Source organism: Streptomyces sp. NBC_01077 (genome assembly GCF_045162855.1).
In the GTDB taxonomy this organism is placed as follows: Bacteria; Actinomycetota; Actinomycetes; order Streptomycetales; family Streptomycetaceae; genus Streptomyces.
Map to the genome: position 1 here is coordinate 8035650 of NZ_CP108669.1, position 19821 is coordinate 8055470.

A 19821-nucleotide genomic window follows, 5' to 3' on the forward strand; every position below is an offset into this window, starting at 1 on the left:
ACCAGCGGCGACCCCTCCAGGGACGGAGATTCACATACTCTCCGCGCCTGTGCGTGTTCATACGGTAGTCATGAGGCCGGGAGGAACACATTGATCTTCAGTCGCAGCCGCCGCCGGAAGTCTGCCCCCAGCACGGGTATCTGCCCCTACGCGTCAGGGGACCTCGCGCCCGCCGCCCCTGTCCACGACGCCCGTGGCCAGGAGTCGCGCCTCGTGGACCGGCACGAGGCGGAACGGTTCATCCGGCAGTTCCACGACGAGCAGCCGGGCGCCGGAGACGTGCGGAGCCGGGTCCGCGAGGTGCTGGCCGAGGTCGATCGCACCGGCACCTATGAACACTCCCCGGCCGAACTCGCCTTCGGCGCGCGCGTCGCCTGGCGGAACGCTGCCCGCTGCATCGGCAGGCTCTACTGGCGCAGCCTCGTGGTGCGCGACCTGCGGCACCTCACCTCCGCCGACGACATCGCCGTCGCGTCCTTCGAGCACCTCCGCATCGCCGGCAACGGCGGCAGGATCCGGCCGGTGATCACCGTCTTCGCCCCCGACCGGCCGGGCCGGCCCGGCCCCCGGATCGTCAACGACCAGCTGGTGCGCTACGCCGGACACCGCACGCCCGAGGGGCGCCCGCTCGGCGACCCGCGCAGCGCACCCCTGACCGCCCGGGCCCGCGACCTGGGCTGGAAGCGCGACGAAGAACCCTTCCAGGTGCTGCCGTTGATGATCCGGGAGGCCCCCGACGCCCGGCCGGAGTGGTACGAGCTGCCGGACGACGCCGTCCGTGAGGTGCGGCTGAGTCACCCTGATCACCCGTGGTTCGCCGGCCTGGGGCTGCGGTGGTACGCCGTTCCCGCGATCAGCGACATGACGCTGGAGATCGGCGGCGTACGGTACCCGGCGGCGCCGTTCAACGGCTGGTACATGGGCACCGAGATAGGCGCCCGCAACCTCGCCGACACCGAGCGGTACGACCTCCTCCCGGTGGTCGCGGACCGGCTCGGGTTCGACCGGTCGAGCGAGCGCACGCTGTGGCGGGACCGGGCGCTCGTCGAGCTCAACGTGGCGGTGCTGCACTCCTTCCAGGAGGCAGGGGTGACGATGGCCGACCACCACACCGAGTCCCAGCGGTTCCTCCGGCACATAGCCCAGGAGAGCCGCCACGGGCGGGAGACGCCCGCCGACTGGAGCTGGATCGTCCCCCCGGTCTCCGGCTCCGCGACCCCGGTCTTCCACCGGTACTACGACCCGGTCGACCCGACCCTCCGGCCGGCCTTCCTCGCCCGAGCCTGAGCGGGCGCCTGAGCGGCTCGCCTGAGCGGGGCGGGGCGGGGCGGGGTGCGGCAGGCTGAGGGCGGGTGCCCGTCCGTCAGCCGCCCGTCCCGGGGACCCAGTAGTTGTACACGGTCATGATGCGGGGGCCCGCGTCGGTGACGGGCCAGCCCTCGTCGGCCGCGATCGGCATCATGCGTTCGGTGAACGCGTTCATCTGCTGCTCGGTCTCCCAGACGTCGAAGATCTCCAGGCCGCCGTCCACCTGCGCGCACGTGTGGGACACGCAGCCGTCGAAGATGTCGGGCGTCGTCTGGAGCCTGGCGTTGAGGGCGTCGTACTGGTCCGTGGTGATGCCCGAGAGGACGGCGTGCACGAAGATCGCCATGATGGATCACTCCTCCTGAGAGGGCGGCGGCACCTCCCCGCGCCGCCCCACCGGCGGCGTCCGCTCCCACCCACCAGCACAGCACGGCCCGCCGCCGGCGGCACGTCCGAGGGCGTGGCCCGCCCCACGGCGGGGGCGGCGGGTGGTCAGCGGCTGCGCGGGGGTGGCGTCTGGTCGACGAGGACGGCCGTCGCGCGGTCGAGGAGGTCGCACAGGGAGCCGTGCTCGGCGGGGGTGAACGCGTCGGTGAGTGCGCGTTCGAGGACGATGACCTCCTCGTAGGCGCGGTCCAGTACGGCCCGCCCTTCGTCGGTCGGCGTGGCGATCTGCACCTTGGCGTGCGCGGGGGACGCGTCGCGGCGGATGAGGCCCTTGTTCTCCATGGTGGTGAGCACGCTGGCCATGCTCTGCTGCGTCACCCCGCAGGCCCGGGCCGCCTGGGCGCCGGACAGGCCGCCCTCGCGGGAGAGGGTCAGCAGCACGGTGTACTGCGTCATGGTCAGCCCGTGGCCGCGCAGTACGGCCTCGTGGTGTGCCATCAACGCCTGTTCCGCGCGCCTGATGCGGGTGCAGAGGTATTCCTCGACCGGGATCTCCGCCATGCTCTCACTCCTAACACAGGCACCTGTGTTGACTCAGATACCTGTTACGCCTAGCGTTCCTCGTGACGTGACACAGGATACTGAGTCAGCTCAGGAGGCTGCATTCATGCGGGCGATCACTCTCGACAGCGACGACCACTACCGGATCACCGAACGCGACGAACCCGCCCCCGGCCCCGGCGAGGTGGCGGTCCGCGTGGCCTACGCGGGCATCCAGTGGGGCGACACGATGGTCAGGGACGGCCACTTCCCCGTGCCGCGCCCCTTCGTCCCCGGCTTCGAGGCCTCCGGGCACATCGTCGCCGTCGGCGCGGGCGTGGACGGAGACCGCGTCGGGGAAGCCGTCACCGCCCTCGCCACGGGCGGCACCTGGGCCGAGGTGGCCGTCGTGCCCGCGGCGCTCGCCCTGCCGATCGGCGACATCCCCCTGCGTACGGCGGCCGGGTTCGGCTGGGGCACCCCGACCGCCTACGACCTCGTCCACACCGCCGCACGCCTGCGGGAGGGCGAGAGCGTGCTCGTCCACGCCGCCGCCGGTGGAGTCGGCGGTCTCGCCGCCCAGTTCGCGAGACTCGCCGGCGCGGGCCGCGTCGTCGGCGTGGCCGGCAGTGCCCGCAGGGCGGAGTACGCGGCCGGAGGCGCCTTCGACCGGATCCTCCACCGCGAGGCGTTCCCGGCCGAGCTCGGCGACGAGCGGTTCGACGTGGTCCTCGATCCGGTCGGCGGCCGGACCCGGCACGAAGGGCTCCGGCTGCTCGCGCCGCACGGCCGTCTGGTGGCGTACGGCAGCCTCGGCGGCCACGAACCCGTCCCCACCGACGCCGACGACCTGCTCATGATGGGGAGGTCACTCGTGACGTACAACAGCAACCTGCTGAGCCGCACGCACCCCGACCGTCTCGCCGACTCCGCCCGGCAGGCACTCGACCTGCTGGCCCGGGGACGGATCCAGCTCGACATCACCGCCGAGTACGACCCGACGGAACTCGACCTCGCGGTGCGGCGACTGAGTGACGGCACCACCCTCGGCAAGAGCGTCCTGCGCGTCGCCGGGCGTCTCTGAACCGGCCCCTCAGCGGCGTCCCAGGACCTCGGCGACCCGCGTGAAGCCCTCCGTGCCGTGGCCGAGGGCCACCGTCCGGCGGGCCAGACCCTCGATGGAGCGCATCACGTTCGCCTCGATGCCATGGGCCTCGGAGGCGTGCACGACATGCGCCATAGTCGAGATTCCCGAGGTGATCGGGTTGCCCTCGCCCGAGTACCGGCCGCTCTCCACGTCCTCGGCCCACTCCTGGAACAGCGGCGGCAGGATCGCGCCGATGCCCTGGGCGAAGGGCGCCAGCTCGGTCGGGGAGATCCCCTCCGCCCGTGCCACCGCGAGAGCGTGGACGTAGCCCGCCATCGAGGTCCAGAAGATGTCGAGCAGCGCGATGTCGTACGCCGCTGCCCGGCTCACCTCCTCCCCGAGGTGGGTGTGGGTGCCGCCCAGGGTGCCGAGCACCGGCCGGTGCTCGCGGTAGAGCGCCTCGGGGCCACTGTGGAGGAACACCCCGGCGGGCGTCCCGATGGACGGGGTCGGGGTCATGATGGCGCCGTCGAGGTAGCCGATGCCGTGCTCGTCGGCCCAGCGGCCGGTGTCCCTGGCCCGCTCGGGGGTGTCGGCGCTGAGGTTCACGACGGTCCGCCCCTTGAGCGCGCCCGTCACGGCCTCCTGTCGCAGCACGGAGTCGGTCGCGTCGTAGTTGACCAGGCAGACCACGGTCAGCGGGCTCGCGGCGACCGCCTCCTCGGCGGTCGCGGCCGCGACGGCACCGGCCGCGATCAGCTCCCGGTCCTTGCCGGGCGTCCGGTTCCACACGGTGGTCCGTACGCCGGCCGCCAGGAACGCGGCGGCCAGCGCCCGTCCCATCGGTCCGAGACCGATGACGGTGACCGCGGGTGCGTGGGAAGAAGACATGGGTGAACTCCCTTGTAGACATGGAGACAGATGGATCGAGGGAAACGCCGGAGGAAGGAAGGACGCGGATGTCACGCGCCCGGGCCCAGGACACGAACGTGTGCGGAGTGAGCGCCGCGATCGTGGTCATCGAGGGCAAATGGAAGACGTACCTGCTGTGGCTGCTCGAGTCGGGCCCGCACAGACCCGGCGAACTGCGCCGGAAGATCCCCGAGATCAGCGAGAAGGTGCTGACCCAGGCCTTGCGCGAGATGGAGGGGGACGGCCTCGTGCACCGCGAGGTGCACGACGTCCTGCCGCCGAAGACCGTCTACTCGTTGACCGGCTTCGGGTACGAACTCTCCGAGGCGCTCGCCCCGTTGTCCGACTGGGGCCACCGCCGCCTGGACAGGCTCGCGGCCGTGCCCGAAGTACCCGCCGCGTCCTGAGGCCCTGTCCTGCTCCCTTCCTCCGGGCCGCTCTCAGCTTCGCCCGGCGCCCGCACCCCCGACAAGTACGCACAAAAAAGTGGGTATGCCGGAGCGCGCGAAAGGGGGCCTCCCCGAAAGGGAAGGCCCCCTGACCTGCGATTCGTCAGCCCCGTGCGGGGGAGTCGTCAGCCGCGCCGCTCCCCGAACGCGTCCAGGATCCGCTCGGCGGCCAGCGTCGCCGTCAGCTCGCCCGCGCGCACCCGCTGCTCCAGGCCGGGCGCGAGGTCCTTGACCGCCGGGTCCGTGTGGAGACGGCGCAGGAGCTCGTCGCGGACCATGGCCCAGGTCCAGTCGACCTGCTGGTCGTGGCGCTTGGCCGTGAGCCGGCCGGTCGAGTCGAGCAGGGCGCGGTGCTGCTCCAGGCGTCCCCAGACCTCGTCGAGGCCTGCCGACTCCCGGGCGCTGCAACTGAGCACCGGAGGCGTCCAGAAGGAGTCGGCGCCGTGCATCAGCCGCAGCGCGCCCGCGAGTTCGCGCGCGGCGGCGCGGGCGTCCCGCTCGTGCGGGCCGTCGGCCTTGTTGACGGTGACCACGTCGGCGAGTTCCAGGACGCCCTTCTTGATGCCCTGGAGCTGGTCGCCCGTGCGGGCCAGGGTGAGCAGCAGGAAGGAGTCGACCATGTTGGCGACGGCGGTCTCGGACTGGCCGACGCCCACGGTCTCGACGAGCACCACGTCGTAGCCCGCGGCCTCCATCACGACCATCGACTCCCGGGTCGCCTTGGCGACCCCGCCGAGGGTGCCGGCGCTGGGGGAGGGCCGTACGAAGGCCGCCGGGTCGACGGCCAGCCGCTCCATCCGCGTCTTGTCGCCGAGGATGGAGCCGCCGGTACGGGTCGACGACGGGTCGACGGCGAGCACCGCGACCCGGTGGCCGAGCCCGGTGAGCATCGTGCCGAACGCGTCGATGAACGTCGACTTGCCGACACCGGGCACTCCGCTGATCCCGATCCGCACGGCGTTCCCGCTGTGCGGAAGGAGTTCCGTCAGGAGCTCCTGGGCGAGTGCCCGGTGCTGGGGCCGGGTCGACTCGACGAGGGTGATCGCGCGGGCGACGAGCGCCCGCTTCCCCTCGCGCACGCCCCGGACATACGTGTCGAGATCGATCACCGCTCGTGTCCGAGGTCGGCCGACAGGCGCGTCACCAGGTCGTGGGCCGCGTCGGGGATCACCGTGCCCGGCGGGAACACGGCCGCCGCGCCCATTTCCAGGAGCGTCGCCACGTCCTGCGGAGGAATCACCCCGCCGACCACGATCATGATGTCCTCGCGGCCCTCCGCCGCCAGTTCCTCCCGCAGCGCCGGTACGAGCGTGAGGTGTCCGGCGGCGAGCGACGAGACCCCGACGATGTGCACGTCCGCCTCGACGGCCTGACGGGCCACCTCGGCCGGGGTCTGGAACAGCGGGCCGACGTCCACGTCGAAGCCCAGGTCGGCGAAGGCGGTGGCGATGACCTTCTGGCCGCGGTCGTGGCCGTCCTGGCCCATCTTGGCGACCAGGATGCGCGGTCGGCGTCCCTCGGCCTCGCCGAAGGCGTCCACGAGGGCCCGGGTGCGATCCACGGAGGGGGACGCGCCGGCTTCGTTGCGGTACACACCGGAGATCGTACGGATCTGGCCGGCGTGCCGTCCGTACACCTTCTCCAGGGCGTCCGAGATCTCGCCGACGGTCGCCATCGCGCGGGCCGCGTTCACCGCGAGCTCCAGGAGGTTGCCCTCGCCGCCCGCGGCCCGGGTGAGCGCGTCGAGCGCGTCCTGGCAGGCCCGCTCGTCGCGCTCCTCGCGCAGCCGCTTCAGCTTGGCGATCTGCTGGGCGCGTACGGAGGAGTTGTCGACCTTCAGGACGTCGATCTGCTCGTCGGTCGCCACCCGGTACTTGTTGACGCCGATCACCGGCTGCCGCCCGGAGTCGATCCGGGCCTGGGTGCGGGCCGCGGCCTCCTCCACGCGCAGCTTGGGGATGCCCGCGTCGATGGCCTTGGCCATGCCGCCGGCCTGCTCGACCTCCTGGATGTGCTTCCAGGCGCGCCGCGCGAGGTCGTAGGTGAGCTTCTCGACGTACGCGCTGCCGCCCCACGGGTCGATGGTCCGGCAGGTGCCCGACTCCTGCTGGATGAGCAGCTGGGTGTTGCGGGCGATCCGGGCGGAGAAGTCGGTCGGCAGGGCGAGCGCCTCGTCGAGGGCGTTGGTGTGCAGCGACTGGGTGTGGCCCTGGGTGGCCGCCATCGCCTCGACACAGGTGCGGGTGACGTTGTTGAACACGTCCTGCGCGGTGAGCGACCAGCCGGAGGTCTGCGAATGGGTCCGCAGGGAGAGGGACTTGGCGTTCTGCGGGTCGAACTGCTTGACCAGCTTGGCCCAGAGCAGTCGCGCCGCGCGCAGCTTGGCGATCTCCATGAAGAAGTTCATGCCGATCGCCCAGAAGAACGACAGGCGCGGCGCGAAGGCGTCCACGTCGAGCCCGGCCTCGCGGCCCGCGCGGATGTACTCCACGCCGTCGGCGAGCGTGTACGCCAGCTCCAGGTCGGCCGTCGCCCCCGCCTCCTGGATGTGGTACCCGGAGATGGAGATGGAGTTGTAGCGCGGCATCCGCTGCGAGGTGTAGGCGAAGATGTCGGAGATGATCCGCATCGACGGCCCGGGCGGATAGATGTACGTGTTGCGGACCATGAACTCCTTGAGGATGTCGTTCTGGATGGTCCCGGCCAGCTTCTCGGGCGGTACGCCCTGCTCCTCGGCGGCCACGATGTACAGCGCGAGGACCGGCAGCACGGCGCCGTTCATCGTCATCGACACCGTCATCCTGTCCAGCGGGATGCCGTCGAACAGCTGGCGCATGTCGTAGATCGAGTCGATGGCCACGCCGGCCATGCCGACGTCACCGGTGACGCGCGGGTGGTCGCTGTCGTAGCCGCGGTGGGTCGGCAGGTCGAAGGCGACCGACAGGCCCTTCTGGCCGGCTGCGAGGTTGCGCCGGTAGAAGGCGTTCGACTCCTCGGCCGTGGAGAAACCCGCGTACTGACGGATCGTCCAGGGCTGGTTGACGTACATCGTCGGGTACGGGCCGCGCAGGTACGGGGCCATGCCCGGGCGGGTGTCCAGGAAGTCCAGGCCCTCCAGGTCCTGCCCGGTGTAGAGCGGCTTGACGCCGATGCCCTCCGGGGTCTCCCAGAGCAGGTCGTCCCCGCCCGTGGCCTTCTTGACGGCCGTACGCCATGCGTCGGGACCACCGTCGGCGGTCGGCGCCCCGAGCTCGATCCCGGAGAAATCGGGGATGGACATCAGGACACTCCCATGCGGTCGAGGGCGGTGGAGAGCAGGGCGACGGCGTCACAGCCCGCGAAGAGGTACGAGTCGACACCGGGGTAATCCCCCGGGCGACCGGCGAGGAGGACGTGCGAGGCGCCCGCCGCGCGCAGCTCCGCCGCCACGGTCCCGGCCTGCTCCTCGTACAGCGCGTCGCTGGAGCAGAGGCAGACCTCGCGGGCGCCGCTCTCCTCGAACGTGCCCTCGGTGACCGGCTCGATGCCGCCCGCCTGGAAGAGGTTCGCGGCGAAGGAGAGGCGGGCCGAGTGCGCGGCCGCCGGGCCGAGCGCGGCCAGATAGACCCGGGGCCGGGCCCCGGTCGCCGCCAGGTGCGCGTCGGAGCGGGCGCGCAGTGCCTCGTACGCCTCGTCGCGGCGGACCCGCGGGAGGCCGCCGGTCGGCTGCGCGGGCGCGGGCGCCCGGTCGACGGGCTTCTCCGTGAGGTTGGGGAACTCGCTGACGCCGGTGATGGGTTCGCGGCGGGTGGCGAGCTTCTTGCTGCGCGCGGACCAGGTCTCGGCGAGGCGCTCGCCGATCGTCCCGGACCGCAGTGCGGCCTGCTGGCCGCCCGCCTGCTCGATGCCCTGGAAGAACTCCCAGGCCGCGTGCGCGAGTTCGTCGGTGAGCCGCTCCACGTACCAGGAGCCGCCCGCCGGGTCGATCACCCGGGAGAGGTGCGACTCCTCGATGAGGACGGTGGAGGTGTTGCGGGCGATCCGGCGCGCGAACGCGTCCGGCAGGCCGAGGGCGTCGTCGAAGGGGAGCACGGTGACGCTGTCGGCGCCGCCCACACCGGCGGCGAGGGTGGCCACCGTCGTGCGCAGCATGTTCACCCACGGGTCGCGGCGCGTCATCATCACCGTCGAGGTCACCGCGTGCTGGCGCTGCGCGCCCGCCTCCGGGGCGCCGCAGACCTCGGCCACCCGGGCCCAGAGCCGGCGCGCGGCGCGGAGCTTGGCGATGGTCAGGAACTGGTCGGCGGTCGCCGAGTACCGGAACTCCAGCTGCGCGCTCGCTTCGGCGACGCTCAGCCCGGCCTCGGTCAGACCGCGCAGATAGGCCACGCCGGTCGCGAGGGAGCAGCCGAGCTCCTGCGCGGCCGAGCCGCCGGCCTCGTGGTACGGCAGGGCGTCCACGGTCAGGGTCCGCAGCCCCGGGTACCGGTCGGCGCAGCGGCGCGCGAGACCGGCCACGGGCGCGAGGTCGTACGCCGGGCGGCCGGTACGGGCCTCGTGGCCCAGCGGGTCCGCGCCCAGGTTCCCCCGGGCCGCGTCGTCGGCGACGCCCCGCTCCTCGTACAGCGCGAACAGCCGCTCGGCGGCCGTCGCCGTCTCGTCGCCCGCGTCGAGGACCACCGGCGCCAGGTCGAGATAGACGCCGTCGAGGACCGTGGGGAGCGAGGAGACCGGGATGGCGGTGCCGCCGACGCCCAGCCAGAGGGAGGTGACGCCGTTCTCCAGGTCGGCGAGGACCGCGTCGTTGTCGGCGGCGAGGTGCCGCTGGCGTACGTCCCAGCCGGCCAGGGTGTTGCCCTCGGCGCGGCCGCCGCGTACGAAGGGCGCGAAGCCGGGGAGTCCGGCGTCGGGCGCGGTCTCGCGCGCCGTGTAGAGCGGACGGGTGTCGAGGCCGTCCTCGAGGAGTGTGGAGAGGGCGTCCTCGGCGGCGTCGCCGGTGACCTCTTTGCCGGACTTGCGCAGGACACCTGCCACAAGGTGTTGCCACTGTTCGTGTGGCGCGTCGGGAAATTCGGACGCCAGGGAGAGCCCGTCGTCAGGCAGGACCGTCATGCTCGGATGCTAGGGGAGATCGACAAAGCAGCAGGAGGGCGTACGACTGTGACCTTCTTCTCTTCGACCTGGAGCGTTCGATGTGGTGGGCGCGGTTCGCGGCGTTGTCAGTGGTGCCTGGGACGCTGAGTCGTATGGACAGGGACGAGGAGCTGCTGAGAGGCCGGGTCTACGGCCAGGACCACGACGACCCCCGCCCGGGCCCGCGGCCCGGCCGTGTCTACGCCGAGCTGGTCGGCGGCCCGCTGGACGGCCTGTTGTTCGACGTCACCGACCGGACGCCGGAGCAGAGGGCGGCCGGCGTGGCCCTGGAGACGGAGCTCGGCCGGTACGGGGCGGGTGGGCGCTCGCTGTACGACCCGCGTCCCGGCGACGCGGGTCACTTCGACTGGTCGGGCGACACGCCCTGATTCGACCGGTTCGATGGCATTCCCTGATGTGGTGTGAGGAGTCCCGGGAGGGGCGGTTCTTGGTGTCCGTGCGGCGTGCCGCACCCTTCCGTGCATGCGGGATGTGAGTTAGCTTAGGCTTACCTAAGTAACAGTGTCTCCGTCACCTGTCCCGGGAGAACTCGGATGCGTCCCTTCAGTACCCGCGTCACACGGCCCACCTCCGCCGAGCGCGTGCGCTCGATCCTCGCCGCCGCCCACTCGATGACGGTCGTGTCCGACGGAGCCCACCAGGAGGTGCACCTCCTGGACGGGACCGGGCCCATGGGACACATCCACCTCCACGACCCGTCCGAGGACAGCCGCGCCGGGCACTCCGCGCGCACTCCCGTGCGCCTGGAGTTCACCGACATCGCCCCCACCCCCGTACGCGAGCGGCTGCGGGCACGTGTCACCTTGACGGGGCTCCTCGCCGCCCCCTACGAGCCCGGGGCGACCACGAGCATCTGCATGGAGTTCGGCCAGGCACTCCTCGAGGACGCCGAGGGCCGGAACTTCATCGCCCTGGAGGAACTCCACGCGACCGACATCGACCCGATGGCCTCCTGCGAGGCGTCCATGCTGACCCACCTCGTCGACAGCCACAGCGAGCTCGTCCCCCTCCTGCTGCGCCTGGTCCGGCCGCGTCCCGAACGGGACATGGTCCGCGCCCTCCCCGTCGCCCTGGACCGGTACGGCATCACCCTGCGCCTCGAACACCCCACCGGCCACCAGGACGTCCGGCTGCCGTTCCCCACGCCCGTCACCGACATCGACCAGGCCGGTTCCCGGATCCACGCCCTCCTCTCCGCCGCCCGCCGCTTCTCCCACCCCAACCACCTGCTGACCTGAGCGAACGCCCGCGTGCCCCGGCCGAGATGCCGGGGGGCCGCAGCAGGCGAAGAATGGACGGGGTAGCCCGCGCATCGTCGGGGCGGGACCGCTCGGGGACTTCCCAACCGGACACGGCCTTGCCATGAACGCAGGAAGCCCGGCCGCAGGCCGGCCGACACCGCCCAAGGGTGCCCTGTACCGACTGGGGCACTGGTGCGCCCGTCACTTCATCGTCGTCATCGCCCTGTGGCTGGCGGCGATGGTGGGACTCCAGATCACCGACCGGGCCGTCGGAGGACAGTACTCCGACGACTTCGACCTCCCGGGTGTGCAGTCGGCGGAAGGTCTCGACGTCCTCAAGGAGCACGATCCCGCAGCCGGTGGCTACGGCGCCCAGATCGTCCTGAACAGGCCCTCCGGGCCCCTCACGGACGAGGCGTCCGCCGTCAACTCGACCGTCGCCGCCCTGGAGAAGCTGCCGGACGTCCTCGGCGCCCAGAACCCGCTGCCGCCGCCGGGCACCACCCCGCCGGCGCTGCCCGCCGGGGTGCCCAACACGGGCCCGCTGTCCACGGACGGCAAGACCGCGTACATCACCGTCCGATTCAGCGTGCCGCCCTCCACCCTCGGCACCGACTACCTGACCGGCGTCGACACCGCCGTGCAGCCGCTCCGTGACGCCGGGGTCACCGTCGAGTACGGCGGAACGCTCGGCGAACTGGCCCGGCCCGAGGCCGACGACCGCACCAGCGAGGCCATCGGCTTCGCCGTGGCGATCGTGGTCCTCCTCATCGGCTTCGGCAGCATCATCGCCGCCGTCCTGCCCCTGATCACGGCGCTCCTCGGGGCGATCTGCGGCCTCGCACTGCTCGGCCTGATGGCGGCCGCCTTCACCTTCGGCACGGTCTCGCCCACCCTGGCCACCATGATCGGCCTGGGCGTCGGCATCGACTACGCGCTGTTCCTCATCACCCGGCACCGCCAGAACCTCATGAACGGGCACGATCCCGCCGACTCGGCCGGCCTCGCGACCACCACCAGCGGCCGCGCCGTGCTGGTCTCCGGCTGCACGGTCATCATCGCCCTCTCCGGCCTGTGGGTCTCCGGCGTCAGCTTCATCGGCAAACTGGGCCTGGCGGCCGCCTTCACGGTCGTCACCGCCGTCATCGCCGCGCTCACCCTGGTCCCGGCCATGCTCGGACTCGTCGGCAAGCGCATCGACCGGTACCACGTCCGCAAGCCGGTGGCGGAGACCGACGCGGAGCCCGGAGCGCCCGCGCACGGCACCTGGCACCGCTACGCGCAGCGGGTGGAGAGGCGCCCCTGGTGGTTCCTGACCGGCGGAGTCCTGGTGCTGCTCGTCCTGGCGTTCCCGCTGCTCTTCATCCAGCTCGGCCACATCGGCGACGGCGCCGACCCCAAGTCGTTCACGGACCGGCGGGCGTACGACCTCATCTCCACGGCCTTCGGGCCCGGCGCGAACGGGCCGCTGACCGTCGTCGTCGACCAGTCGGCCGTGCCCGCGGCCGACCGGGCGGACCTCGCCGACAAGCTCAAGCAGGCGCTGACCGGAGTCCCGGACGCGGCCTCCATCACCCCGCTCCAGGCCACCTCCGACGGGGACGTGCTGGTCGGCACCGCCTACTCGGTGGCCTCTCCGCAGGACGAGAAGACCACCCAGCTGACCGACCACCTCGTCGACGACGTGCTGCCGCAGGCCGTGGCCGGCACTGAGGCGCAGACCTACGTCACCGGCACCACGGCCGCCCAGGTGGACTTCCTCGACATCGTCTCCAGCCGGCTCCCGCTGATCATCGCCGTGGTGGTGGGGCTCGCCTTCCTCGTCATCCTCATCGTCTTCCGGGGCCTGCTCGTCGCGGTGAAGGCCGCCGTCCTCAACGTGCTCTCCATCGCCGCCTCGTACGGCGTGGTCGTGGCCGTCTTCCAATGGGGCTGGGGCGGGCCCGCGCTCGGAGTCTCCGGCAAGGTGCCCATCGAGAGCTATGTGCCCATGATGATGTTCGCCATCGTCTTCGGCCTGAGCATGGACTACGAGATCTTCCTGCTGTCCCGCGTCCGCGAGGCATGGCTGCGCACCGGAGATCCGAAGGCCAGCGTGGCCCACGCCCTCGAAATCACCGCCCGGGTGATCACCTGCGCCGCACTGATCATGGTGAGCGTCTTCGCGGCCTTCATCGTCTCGGACAACATCGTCGTCAAGATGCTCGGCCTCGGCCTCGCGGCCAGCGTCCTCATCGACGCCACCGTGGTGCGCCTGCTGCTCGTGCCCGCGGTGATGACCCTCCTCGGCAAGCACGCCTGGTGGACCCCGCGCTGGCTGGACCGGCTGCTCCCGCACCTGGACACCGAGGGCGAGGGAGAGCCGGAACCGGCCGTGGGCACGGCGAAGAGCGGCCCGGGCTCAGCTGCGTGACAGTTCGCCGAGCAGTTTCCAGGTGCGGCCACGGCCGGCCTCGCCGTTCAGTTCCGTCGCGGTGAAGACCACCTCCGTCGCCCCCGCCTCGTGGTAGCGCCGTACCTCCGCGGCGACGGTCTCCTCGTCGCCGATCACGGCGAGTTCGGCCGCCCGGGTGGCGCCGGAGCGTTCGATGGCGCGCTGGTAGGAGGGAATCCGCTCGTACAGCGCGAGCGCCTCGGCGGCGCTCTCCCGTACCGCGTCGGCCTCGGCGTTCGAGGTGACCACGCCCGGCACGAGGGCCACGATCCGGGGCGCGGGCCGGCCGGCCGCCGTGGCGGCGGCGGTGACGGCCGGGACGATGTGCTCGGCGAGTGCCCGCGGTCCCGCCAGGAACGGCAGGATTCCGTCGGCCAGTTCACCACTGACGCGCAGCGCCTGCGGCCCCATCGCGGCGACCAGGAGCGGCACCGGAGGCTGGGCGCCCGGCACCGCCGCCGAGTACGGCGTCGTCGCCGTGAGGAGTTCGCCGTGGAAGTCGGCGCTCCCCGTTTCGAGCAGCGGGCGAAGCGCCGTCAGGAACTCCCTGAGCAGACCGATGGGCCGCTGGTACGGGATGCCGAAACCGGTCTCGGTCAGGTGCTGGGTGCCGAGGGCGAGCCCGAGGTGGTAGCGGCCGCCGGTGGCGGCCTGGGCGGTCTGCGCCTGGCTGGAGACGAGCAGCGGATGGCGGCCGAAGATCGGGATCGCGGAGGTGCCGACCTGGAGGCCGGGCACCTCGCGGCCGACGATCGCGGCCAGGGAGGGTGAGTCGTACGCGAAGGTCTGGCCGAACCAGGCCGAGTGGAGGCCTGCGTCGCGCGCCTCCCGCGCGAGCTGCACCGTGCTGTCGATCGTGCGCTGGACGGCGGTCGAGCCGAGCGTTACTCCGAGAGTCATGTACCCGGCAACCGGCCCGTCCGTGAGCGGGATTCCCGCCCGTGTGTGAAGAGTGTGTGGCAACGGAGGCGGGGGAGCGGGCGGGGCATCCGCCGGGGGAGGAGCGGGGCCGACCACGCCGCCCCGCGATGATGGGGCGATGACGACTCTCACCGAGGTGGACGCGCTCGCCGACCGCGCGCACGCCGGACAGACCGACAAGACCGGTGTCCCGTACGTCGAGCACGTCCGTGCCGTCGCCGCCGGCCTGGAACCGCTCGGCCCGCACCTGGCCATGGCCGGGCTGCTCCACGACGTCATCGAGGACACCCCCTGGACGGCGGAACAGCTCCGCGCCGCAGGGGTCCCGGACCGCGTCGTCTCCGTCGTCGAGGCCGTGACCAACACGCCCGGCACGGCGTACGAGGAGAAGATCCGCCGCATCACGGCGGACCCCGACGCCACCCTCGTGAAGATCGCCGACAACGCCCACAACAGCCGCTCGGACCGGGCCGCAGCCCTGCCGCCCGACCAGCGGGAACGGTTCGCCGCCAAATACCGCGCGGCTCGGGAGACGCTGTGGGCGGCGGCCGATCCCGAGCACGTCGCGACCATCCTGCGCATCGTCAACCCCGAACTCCTGCAAGAACTGGGCTCCCGCCGTGACGCAGGTCACGGGAACCCGCTCCGGGGGCCGGACAGACGAGAGACGTGAACATCGACATGCGCGCACGCATCCGGGACGGAGACCCCTCGGCCTTCGCCGAACTCTTCGACACCTACGCCCGGAGCGTCTACAACCACGCCTTCCGGCTGACCGGCGACTGGTCGGTCGCCGAGGACGTGATGGCGGCGACCTTCCTGGAGGCCTGGCGGCTCCGGCAGAAGGTGGACCCGGACGGGGGTTCGCTCCGGCCCTGGCTGCTCGGGGTCGCCACCAACGTCTCCCGCAACCACTGCCGCGGCAACCGCCGTTACCGGGCGGCCGCCGCCGCGTACGCCGCCGCCGGCCCGGCGGAGGCCTCGGTACCCGACCACGCCTCCGAGGTCGCGGGCCGGATCGACGACCGGCGCCGTATCGCCGCCACCCTGCGTGCGCTCGGCACCCTCCGCCGCACCGAACGCGAAGTCCTCGTGCTCTGCCTCTGGGAGGGCCTCGCCTACACCGAGGCCGCCCAGGCCCTGCACGTTCCCGTCGGCACCGTCCGCTCCCGGCTCTCCCGGGCCCGCACCAAGCTCCGCATCGGCGCAGAGGAAGAACTCGCCCGGGAAAGACGAGAACCCGGCCGGGAAAGTCGAGAACCCGGCCGGGGAGAACGAGAACCCGGCCGGGAAAAACGGGAACCCGCCTCCCGCACCCGACAGACAACAGGTGATCGCGTGAACGCGGTCCGGCCCGCGCAGGAAGGAATCCGATGAACCCCGACCCGAACAAGACCCGTACGGCGAACCGGCACGAGACCGGAGGCCTCCCCGCGATCGAGGAGCACGACCTTCCTCGGGGCCGCCACCAGTTCCACAAGGAGCGCCTGATGAGCCAGATCCACGACGACCGCCACGCCGCCGCCGAGACGCGCGCCTCCGCCGGGCGCGCGCGCAACCCCTTCCTGCGGAAGGCCATCCTCCTGCCGGCCGCCACCGCACTCGCCGGAGCGCTCGCCGTCGGCGTTCTCGTCCTCACCCCGGGCGGCTCCCAGGGCCCCGACGACCGCGCCACCGGCCCCGCCCTCACCACCAGCATCGGCACCGTCGACGCCCAGGGCGCGCCCCGGCTCCTCGACCGGATCTCGCTCGCCGCCGCCGAGGCGGACGCCCCGCAGAGCCGTGCCGGCCAGTACGTCTACATCGAGACGCGATCCGCGAACACACACGTGAGGACCGTCGACGGCGAGAGCACCCTCGTCGGCGAGCCCCTGCACACCCGGCAGTCCTGGCGGTCCCCCGACGGCCTCAGGGGCTGGCTGATCGAACCCGGCAACACCGGCCCCGAGGGCATCACCCTGGGAGGCTCCGACGAGACCGGCAACGTGCCGGTACCGCACCTCGGCGCGCCCTCTCACGACTACCTCGCGAGTCTTCCCACGGACCCCGACGCGCTCCTGCGGAAGATCTACAAGGAGACCGAGGGGCAGGGCAACGGCAAGGACCAGCAGGCTTTCACCACCATCGGCGACCTGCTCGTCGAGAGCTGGCCGTCCCCGAAGCTGACGGCGGCGCTCTATCGGGCCGCCGCGAAGATCCCCGGCGTCGTCATGGTGGACAGTGCCACCGACGCCGCCGGCCGCAAGGGCGTCGCCGTCGCGCGGCTCGACGAGACCAGCGGACAGCGCACCGAGTGGATCTTCGACAGCAAGACCCTCACCTTCCTGGGCGAGCGCACGGTCCAGGTGAAGGGGAACGCCGGCGAAGGCGGCCTGATCAAGCCCGGGACCGTCGTCTTCACCCACGCGATCATGGTCCGGGCCTTCGTCGACGACATCAAGGTCACGCCGTAGGGCCACAGCCCGGGAACATGCCCGAGGGGCACGGATCGGGGTGTGCCCGATCCGTGCCCCTCGGGCGACTCGGCAGGGCTCAGCTGGTCCGGCCGGACGACCAACCGCCCAGCTCCGTCGGGCGGTTGGTGATGATCCCGTCCACGCCGAGCGCGTCCAGGGCCTTCCAGCGGGCCGGGGTGTCGACCGTCCAGACGTTCACGGTGACGCCCGCCGCGTGCAGGTCGCGGACAAGGCCCGGGCGGGTGGAGAGGGCCCGGTCCGAGGGGTTGTACGCCGCGAGGTGCAGGTCCCGGGCGAGGGCGACGGGGTCGGCGTCCAGGGTGTCGCGCAGCAGGCCGAGCGGCAGCTCGGGGGCCAGCTCGTGGACGTACCGCAGGGAAGGCAGGTCGAAGCTCTGGACGAAGACCCGCTCGGTCATGCCCTCGGCGCGTACCACCTCGACGATCCGGCGTACCTGGGCGTAGGTGTGAGGGCCCTTCACCTCCAGGAGGAGCTTCCCGCCGCGCTCGCGCAGGTCGGTCAGCTGGGCGGCGAGCGTGGGCACCTGGGTGCCCGCGTACGCGGGGGCGAACCAGGAACCGGCGTCCAGCGCGTCCAGCTCGGCGGAGGTCAGGTTCCGGATCGGCCCGGTGCCGTCGGTCGTCCGGTCGACGTTCGGGTCGTGAAGGATGTACGGCACGCCGTCCTTGCTGGGCTGGACGTCGTTCTCGATCCAGACGGCCCCGCCCCGCCGGGCCACCTCGTCGGAGATCAGGGTGTTCTCGGGGGCGGCGGAGGAAGCGCCCCGATGGGCGATGACGGTGACCGGAGCCCCGGCCCGACGCAGCCAGGGGCTCGCGACGGGCGCACCCGGAGCCGCGCGCCGGGTCGTCTTGGGGTGCGGCGTCGAGCCGGCCGGCTCGGCGGACAGGGAAGGCGGGGTGACCAGCACCAGGGCGGCGGCGAGCGCCACCGCTCCGAGGCCGAAGCGCCAGGGGTGCCGCGGCCGTGGGGGAAGCGGTGCAACAACGTTCATGAATGTGGAGCTTAGGCAGATCGGGTGGCGACGCCGGGACCACACACCGCACGACACGTGACATGTGGGCAACAGCACGTCGTGCGGCCCCGGCATGGAGCGATTCCGGAGAACTTTCTCCGGTGTCCTCACCGGACCTCGTGGCAACCTTCACCCCTTCCTCACCGGATGGGCCGCCGGCCGCCGTAGTGGCTCCGGTATGCCCCCATCCTCCCCAACTGCGCCCCGGGAAAGCGCTGTTGTCGGCGACGCGAACATGTTTGCGTTTCGCTCAAGCGTTCTGGAACCCTCCGTTCGACTTACTCACCTGAGCAACGGAGACAACCTCACATGCCCTCAAGGCGCATACGTCGCGCTTGGCTCACGGCCGCCGCCGCGGCCTCGCTCGCGTTCACCGGCCTCGCGGCGCCGGCCCAGGCGGAGGACGTTCCGCCGGACGTTCCGCAGAGCTGGATCCAGGAGCCCCTGACGACCGAGGGGACCGCTTCGCCGTTCACGACCCGCGCCTGGACCGCGCCCGGTGGCGCTGCCTCGCCGGGTGACTTCACGATGTCGCCCGGCGCGCTGAACGCCGAGACCACCACGCGCGTCACCCGCCTGGACTCGGTGCTGCCCAAGTCGGGCGTCCAGAACCTGCTGGCCGGGGCCAACCGCACCGCACAGCCGTGGTGCTCCCGGGACCCGTTCGGCACGGGCCCGGACCCCGACATCAAGTACTGCCTGCAGGACGACGACTCCGTCTCGCAGGAATGGGTCCCCCAGGGCATGACCGGCGTCTCCGACGCCAAGATCGACGAGCTGTGGGGCGACGCCGGGAACATCCAGCTGTTCGCCTCCTACGACGGCTGGGACCCGGGCCGGGAGAACGACCCGCTCCCGACGGCCGGCGACTGCACCACGGACGAGCTGGAGGCGAACGACGCCTGCAACCAGAAGGGCGTCCGCATCACCTTCGTACAGACCCGGACCAACCCGGCCACCGGCAGCCCCGAGGTCAAGTACCGGCACGTTCTCCTGGGCTGGACCTATGTGAACTCGGCCGACCACGTCTCCTTCGACGGGCTGCACGCGGCCGAGTACCCGATCCAGAAGGGCGTGCACGCCGGCGGGATCGTCTGGTACGGCAACTACCTCTACGTCGCGGACACCCGCAACGGCCTGCGCGTCTTCGACATGCGCACCATCATGGACATGGACCCGGACGGCGACCCCAGCACGCACGACGCGATGGGGGCCGACACGGACGGGGTGAAGACCACCTCCGACGTCGAGGACAAGACGAAGGTCGGCCGGCACGACAACGTCTGGTACAGCTTCGGCTACCGCTACGTGATGCCCCAGGTGGCCGCCTGGAAGTTCAAGGCGACGCAGGACAACCCCCAGGGTTCCTACGCCTGTGTCTCCACCGGCGCCCCGAAGGCCTCCTACATCTCGCTCGACCGCAGCACCGTCCCTGACCGTCTGATCATGGGCGAGTACTGCCGTCCGGAGAGCGGCTACCCGTCCACCGGCCGCATCGCCTCCTACCCGGTCGCGGCCCTGGAGGGACGCTCCGCCGACGTCGCCGCGGAAGGCTGGGCGAACTACCTGCCGATGGCCAACGGCGGCGCGCAGGGCGCGGCGTCGTACAACGGCACGCTGTTCGTGAACGAGTCGAAGGGCACCGACGAGCCGGGCAACCTCTGGCGCTACAAGTGGAGCGGCGGCGAGCTGGTCCAGAACGGCCAGGCCGTCAAGACCGCCCGCGGCGCCGAGGACCTCTATGTCGAGCGCGGCACGGGCCGGCTGTGGTCCCTCTCCGAGCACCGCCCGGGGCAGGCCAAGGACTGCGGGGCGACCCCCGGCGCGGGCGATCCGGAGGGGACGGACTACTGCCAGCGGGTGCTCTACGGGCACAAGCTGAGCTGGCTCGACGGCCGGCCGTAGCCGGAGAGAGGG

The 19821-nt window shown here is 71.9% G+C and carries 18 protein-coding genes; 10 read left to right on the forward strand and 8 right to left on the reverse strand.

Annotated elements, in window-relative coordinates; all coding sequences use genetic code 11:
* The first annotated feature begins 213 nt into the window (after positions 1-213).
* A complete protein-coding gene (locus OG462_RS36285; protein WP_406064412.1) occupies positions 214-1287 on the forward strand; it encodes a nitric oxide synthase oxygenase in 1074 nt (357 codons plus the stop codon).
* 76 nt (positions 1288-1363) lie between these two features.
* Here the strand turns inward: OG462_RS36285 and OG462_RS36290 are convergent, their stop codons facing one another.
* Positions 1364-1654: a hypothetical protein gene (locus OG462_RS36290; protein ID WP_406064414.1), complete on the reverse strand. Its 291-nt coding sequence runs from the start codon at positions 1652-1654 to the stop codon at positions 1364-1366.
* A gap of 146 nt (positions 1655-1800) precedes the next feature.
* Positions 1801-2256 carry a MarR family winged helix-turn-helix transcriptional regulator gene (locus OG462_RS36295; protein ID WP_406064416.1) on the reverse strand — a complete coding sequence of 152 codons (456 nt, stop codon included), beginning with the start codon at positions 2254-2256 and terminating at the stop codon, positions 1801-1803.
* A 106-nt stretch (positions 2257-2362) separates the two neighbouring features.
* Here OG462_RS36295 and OG462_RS36300 point away from each other — a divergent pair, with 106 nt between their 5' ends.
* The gene (locus tag OG462_RS36300; protein WP_406064418.1) at positions 2363-3319 is read left to right on the forward strand and encodes a zinc-binding alcohol dehydrogenase family protein; all 957 of its coding nucleotides are present in this window, start codon (positions 2363-2365) and stop codon (positions 3317-3319) included.
* A 9-nt stretch (positions 3320-3328) separates the two neighbouring features.
* On the opposite strand, the gene OG462_RS36305 is transcribed toward OG462_RS36300, so the two are convergent.
* Positions 3329-4213, reverse strand: coding sequence for an NAD(P)-dependent oxidoreductase (locus OG462_RS36305; protein WP_406064420.1), 885 nt, complete (start codon positions 4211-4213; stop codon positions 3329-3331).
* Positions 4214-4281: 68 nt separating this feature from the next.
* Between OG462_RS36305 and OG462_RS36310 the strand changes: the two genes are divergently transcribed.
* Positions 4282-4641 carry a winged helix-turn-helix transcriptional regulator gene (locus tag OG462_RS36310; RefSeq protein ID WP_406064422.1) on the forward strand — a complete coding sequence of 120 codons (360 nt, stop codon included), beginning with the start codon at positions 4282-4284 and terminating at the stop codon, positions 4639-4641.
* A 167-nt stretch (positions 4642-4808) separates the two neighbouring features.
* Here OG462_RS36310 and meaB read toward each other — a convergent pair whose 3' ends face one another.
* From meaB to OG462_RS36325, 3 genes are read right to left on the reverse strand one after another with little or no spacing between them, the layout of a single operon-like run.
* On the reverse strand, positions 4809-5792 hold the full coding sequence (meaB, locus tag OG462_RS36315; protein ID WP_406064424.1) for a methylmalonyl Co-A mutase-associated GTPase MeaB: 984 nt from the start codon (positions 5790-5792) through the stop codon (positions 4809-4811).
* A complete protein-coding gene (gene scpA / locus OG462_RS36320; RefSeq protein ID WP_406064426.1) occupies positions 5789-7963 on the reverse strand; it encodes a methylmalonyl-CoA mutase in 2175 nt (724 codons plus the stop codon). The genes meaB and scpA overlap by 4 nt, the downstream gene beginning before the upstream one ends.
* A complete protein-coding gene (locus OG462_RS36325) occupies positions 7963-9774 on the reverse strand; it encodes a methylmalonyl-CoA mutase family protein (RefSeq protein ID WP_406064428.1) in 1812 nt (603 codons plus the stop codon). Before OG462_RS36325 ends, scpA begins: the two co-directional genes overlap by 1 nt.
* A gap of 134 nt (positions 9775-9908) precedes the next feature.
* On the opposite strand from OG462_RS36325, the gene OG462_RS36330 reads away from it, so the two are divergent.
* From OG462_RS36330 to OG462_RS36340, 3 genes are all read left to right on the forward strand, one after another.
* The gene (locus OG462_RS36330) at positions 9909-10184 is read left to right on the forward strand and encodes a hypothetical protein (RefSeq protein ID WP_406064430.1); all 276 of its coding nucleotides are present in this window, start codon (positions 9909-9911) and stop codon (positions 10182-10184) included.
* 165 nt (positions 10185-10349) lie between these two features.
* Complete coding sequence (locus OG462_RS36335) at positions 10350-11054, forward strand: DUF2470 domain-containing protein (RefSeq protein WP_406064432.1); 705 nt, start codon at positions 10350-10352, stop codon at positions 11052-11054.
* Between the two features lie 124 nt (positions 11055-11178).
* On the forward strand, positions 11179-13470 hold the full coding sequence (locus OG462_RS36340) for an MMPL family transporter (protein ID WP_406064434.1): 2292 nt from the start codon (positions 11179-11181) through the stop codon (positions 13468-13470).
* Here the strand turns inward: OG462_RS36340 and OG462_RS36345 are convergent.
* Positions 13459-14391 carry a TIGR03564 family F420-dependent LLM class oxidoreductase gene (locus OG462_RS36345; RefSeq protein WP_406064436.1) on the reverse strand — a complete coding sequence of 311 codons (933 nt, stop codon included), beginning with the start codon at positions 14389-14391 and terminating at the stop codon, positions 13459-13461. The genes OG462_RS36340 and OG462_RS36345 overlap by 12 nt on opposite strands.
* Before the next feature lie 139 nt (positions 14392-14530).
* Here OG462_RS36345 and OG462_RS36350 point away from each other — a divergent pair, with 139 nt between their 5' ends.
* Genes OG462_RS36350 through OG462_RS36360 form a run of 3 tightly spaced genes read left to right on the forward strand, consistent with a single transcriptional unit; the run spans position 14531 to position 16865 of the window.
* Positions 14531-15085: an HD domain-containing protein gene (locus tag OG462_RS36350; protein WP_406064438.1), complete on the forward strand. Its 555-nt coding sequence runs from the start codon at positions 14531-14533 to the stop codon at positions 15083-15085.
* Positions 15086-15093: 8 nt separating this feature from the next.
* Positions 15094-15789, forward strand: a complete 696-nt coding sequence (locus OG462_RS36355) for an RNA polymerase sigma factor (protein WP_406064440.1) — start codon at positions 15094-15096, stop codon at positions 15787-15789.
* Positions 15786-16865 (forward strand): CU044_5270 family protein, encoded by a 1080-nt coding sequence (locus OG462_RS36360; RefSeq protein ID WP_406064442.1) that lies wholly within the window; start codon positions 15786-15788, stop codon positions 16863-16865. Before OG462_RS36355 ends, OG462_RS36360 begins: the two co-directional genes overlap by 4 nt.
* Before the next feature lie 79 nt (positions 16866-16944).
* On the opposite strand, the gene OG462_RS36365 is transcribed toward OG462_RS36360, so the two are convergent.
* Positions 16945-17883: a glycerophosphodiester phosphodiesterase gene (locus tag OG462_RS36365; RefSeq protein ID WP_406064444.1), complete on the reverse strand. Its 939-nt coding sequence runs from the start codon at positions 17881-17883 to the stop codon at positions 16945-16947.
* A 330-nt stretch (positions 17884-18213) separates the two neighbouring features.
* Between OG462_RS36365 and OG462_RS36370 the strand changes: the two genes are divergently transcribed.
* The gene (locus tag OG462_RS36370; protein ID WP_406064446.1) at positions 18214-19809 is read left to right on the forward strand and encodes a hypothetical protein; all 1596 of its coding nucleotides are present in this window, start codon (positions 18214-18216) and stop codon (positions 19807-19809) included.
* The last annotated feature ends 12 nt before the right edge of the window (positions 19810-19821 follow it).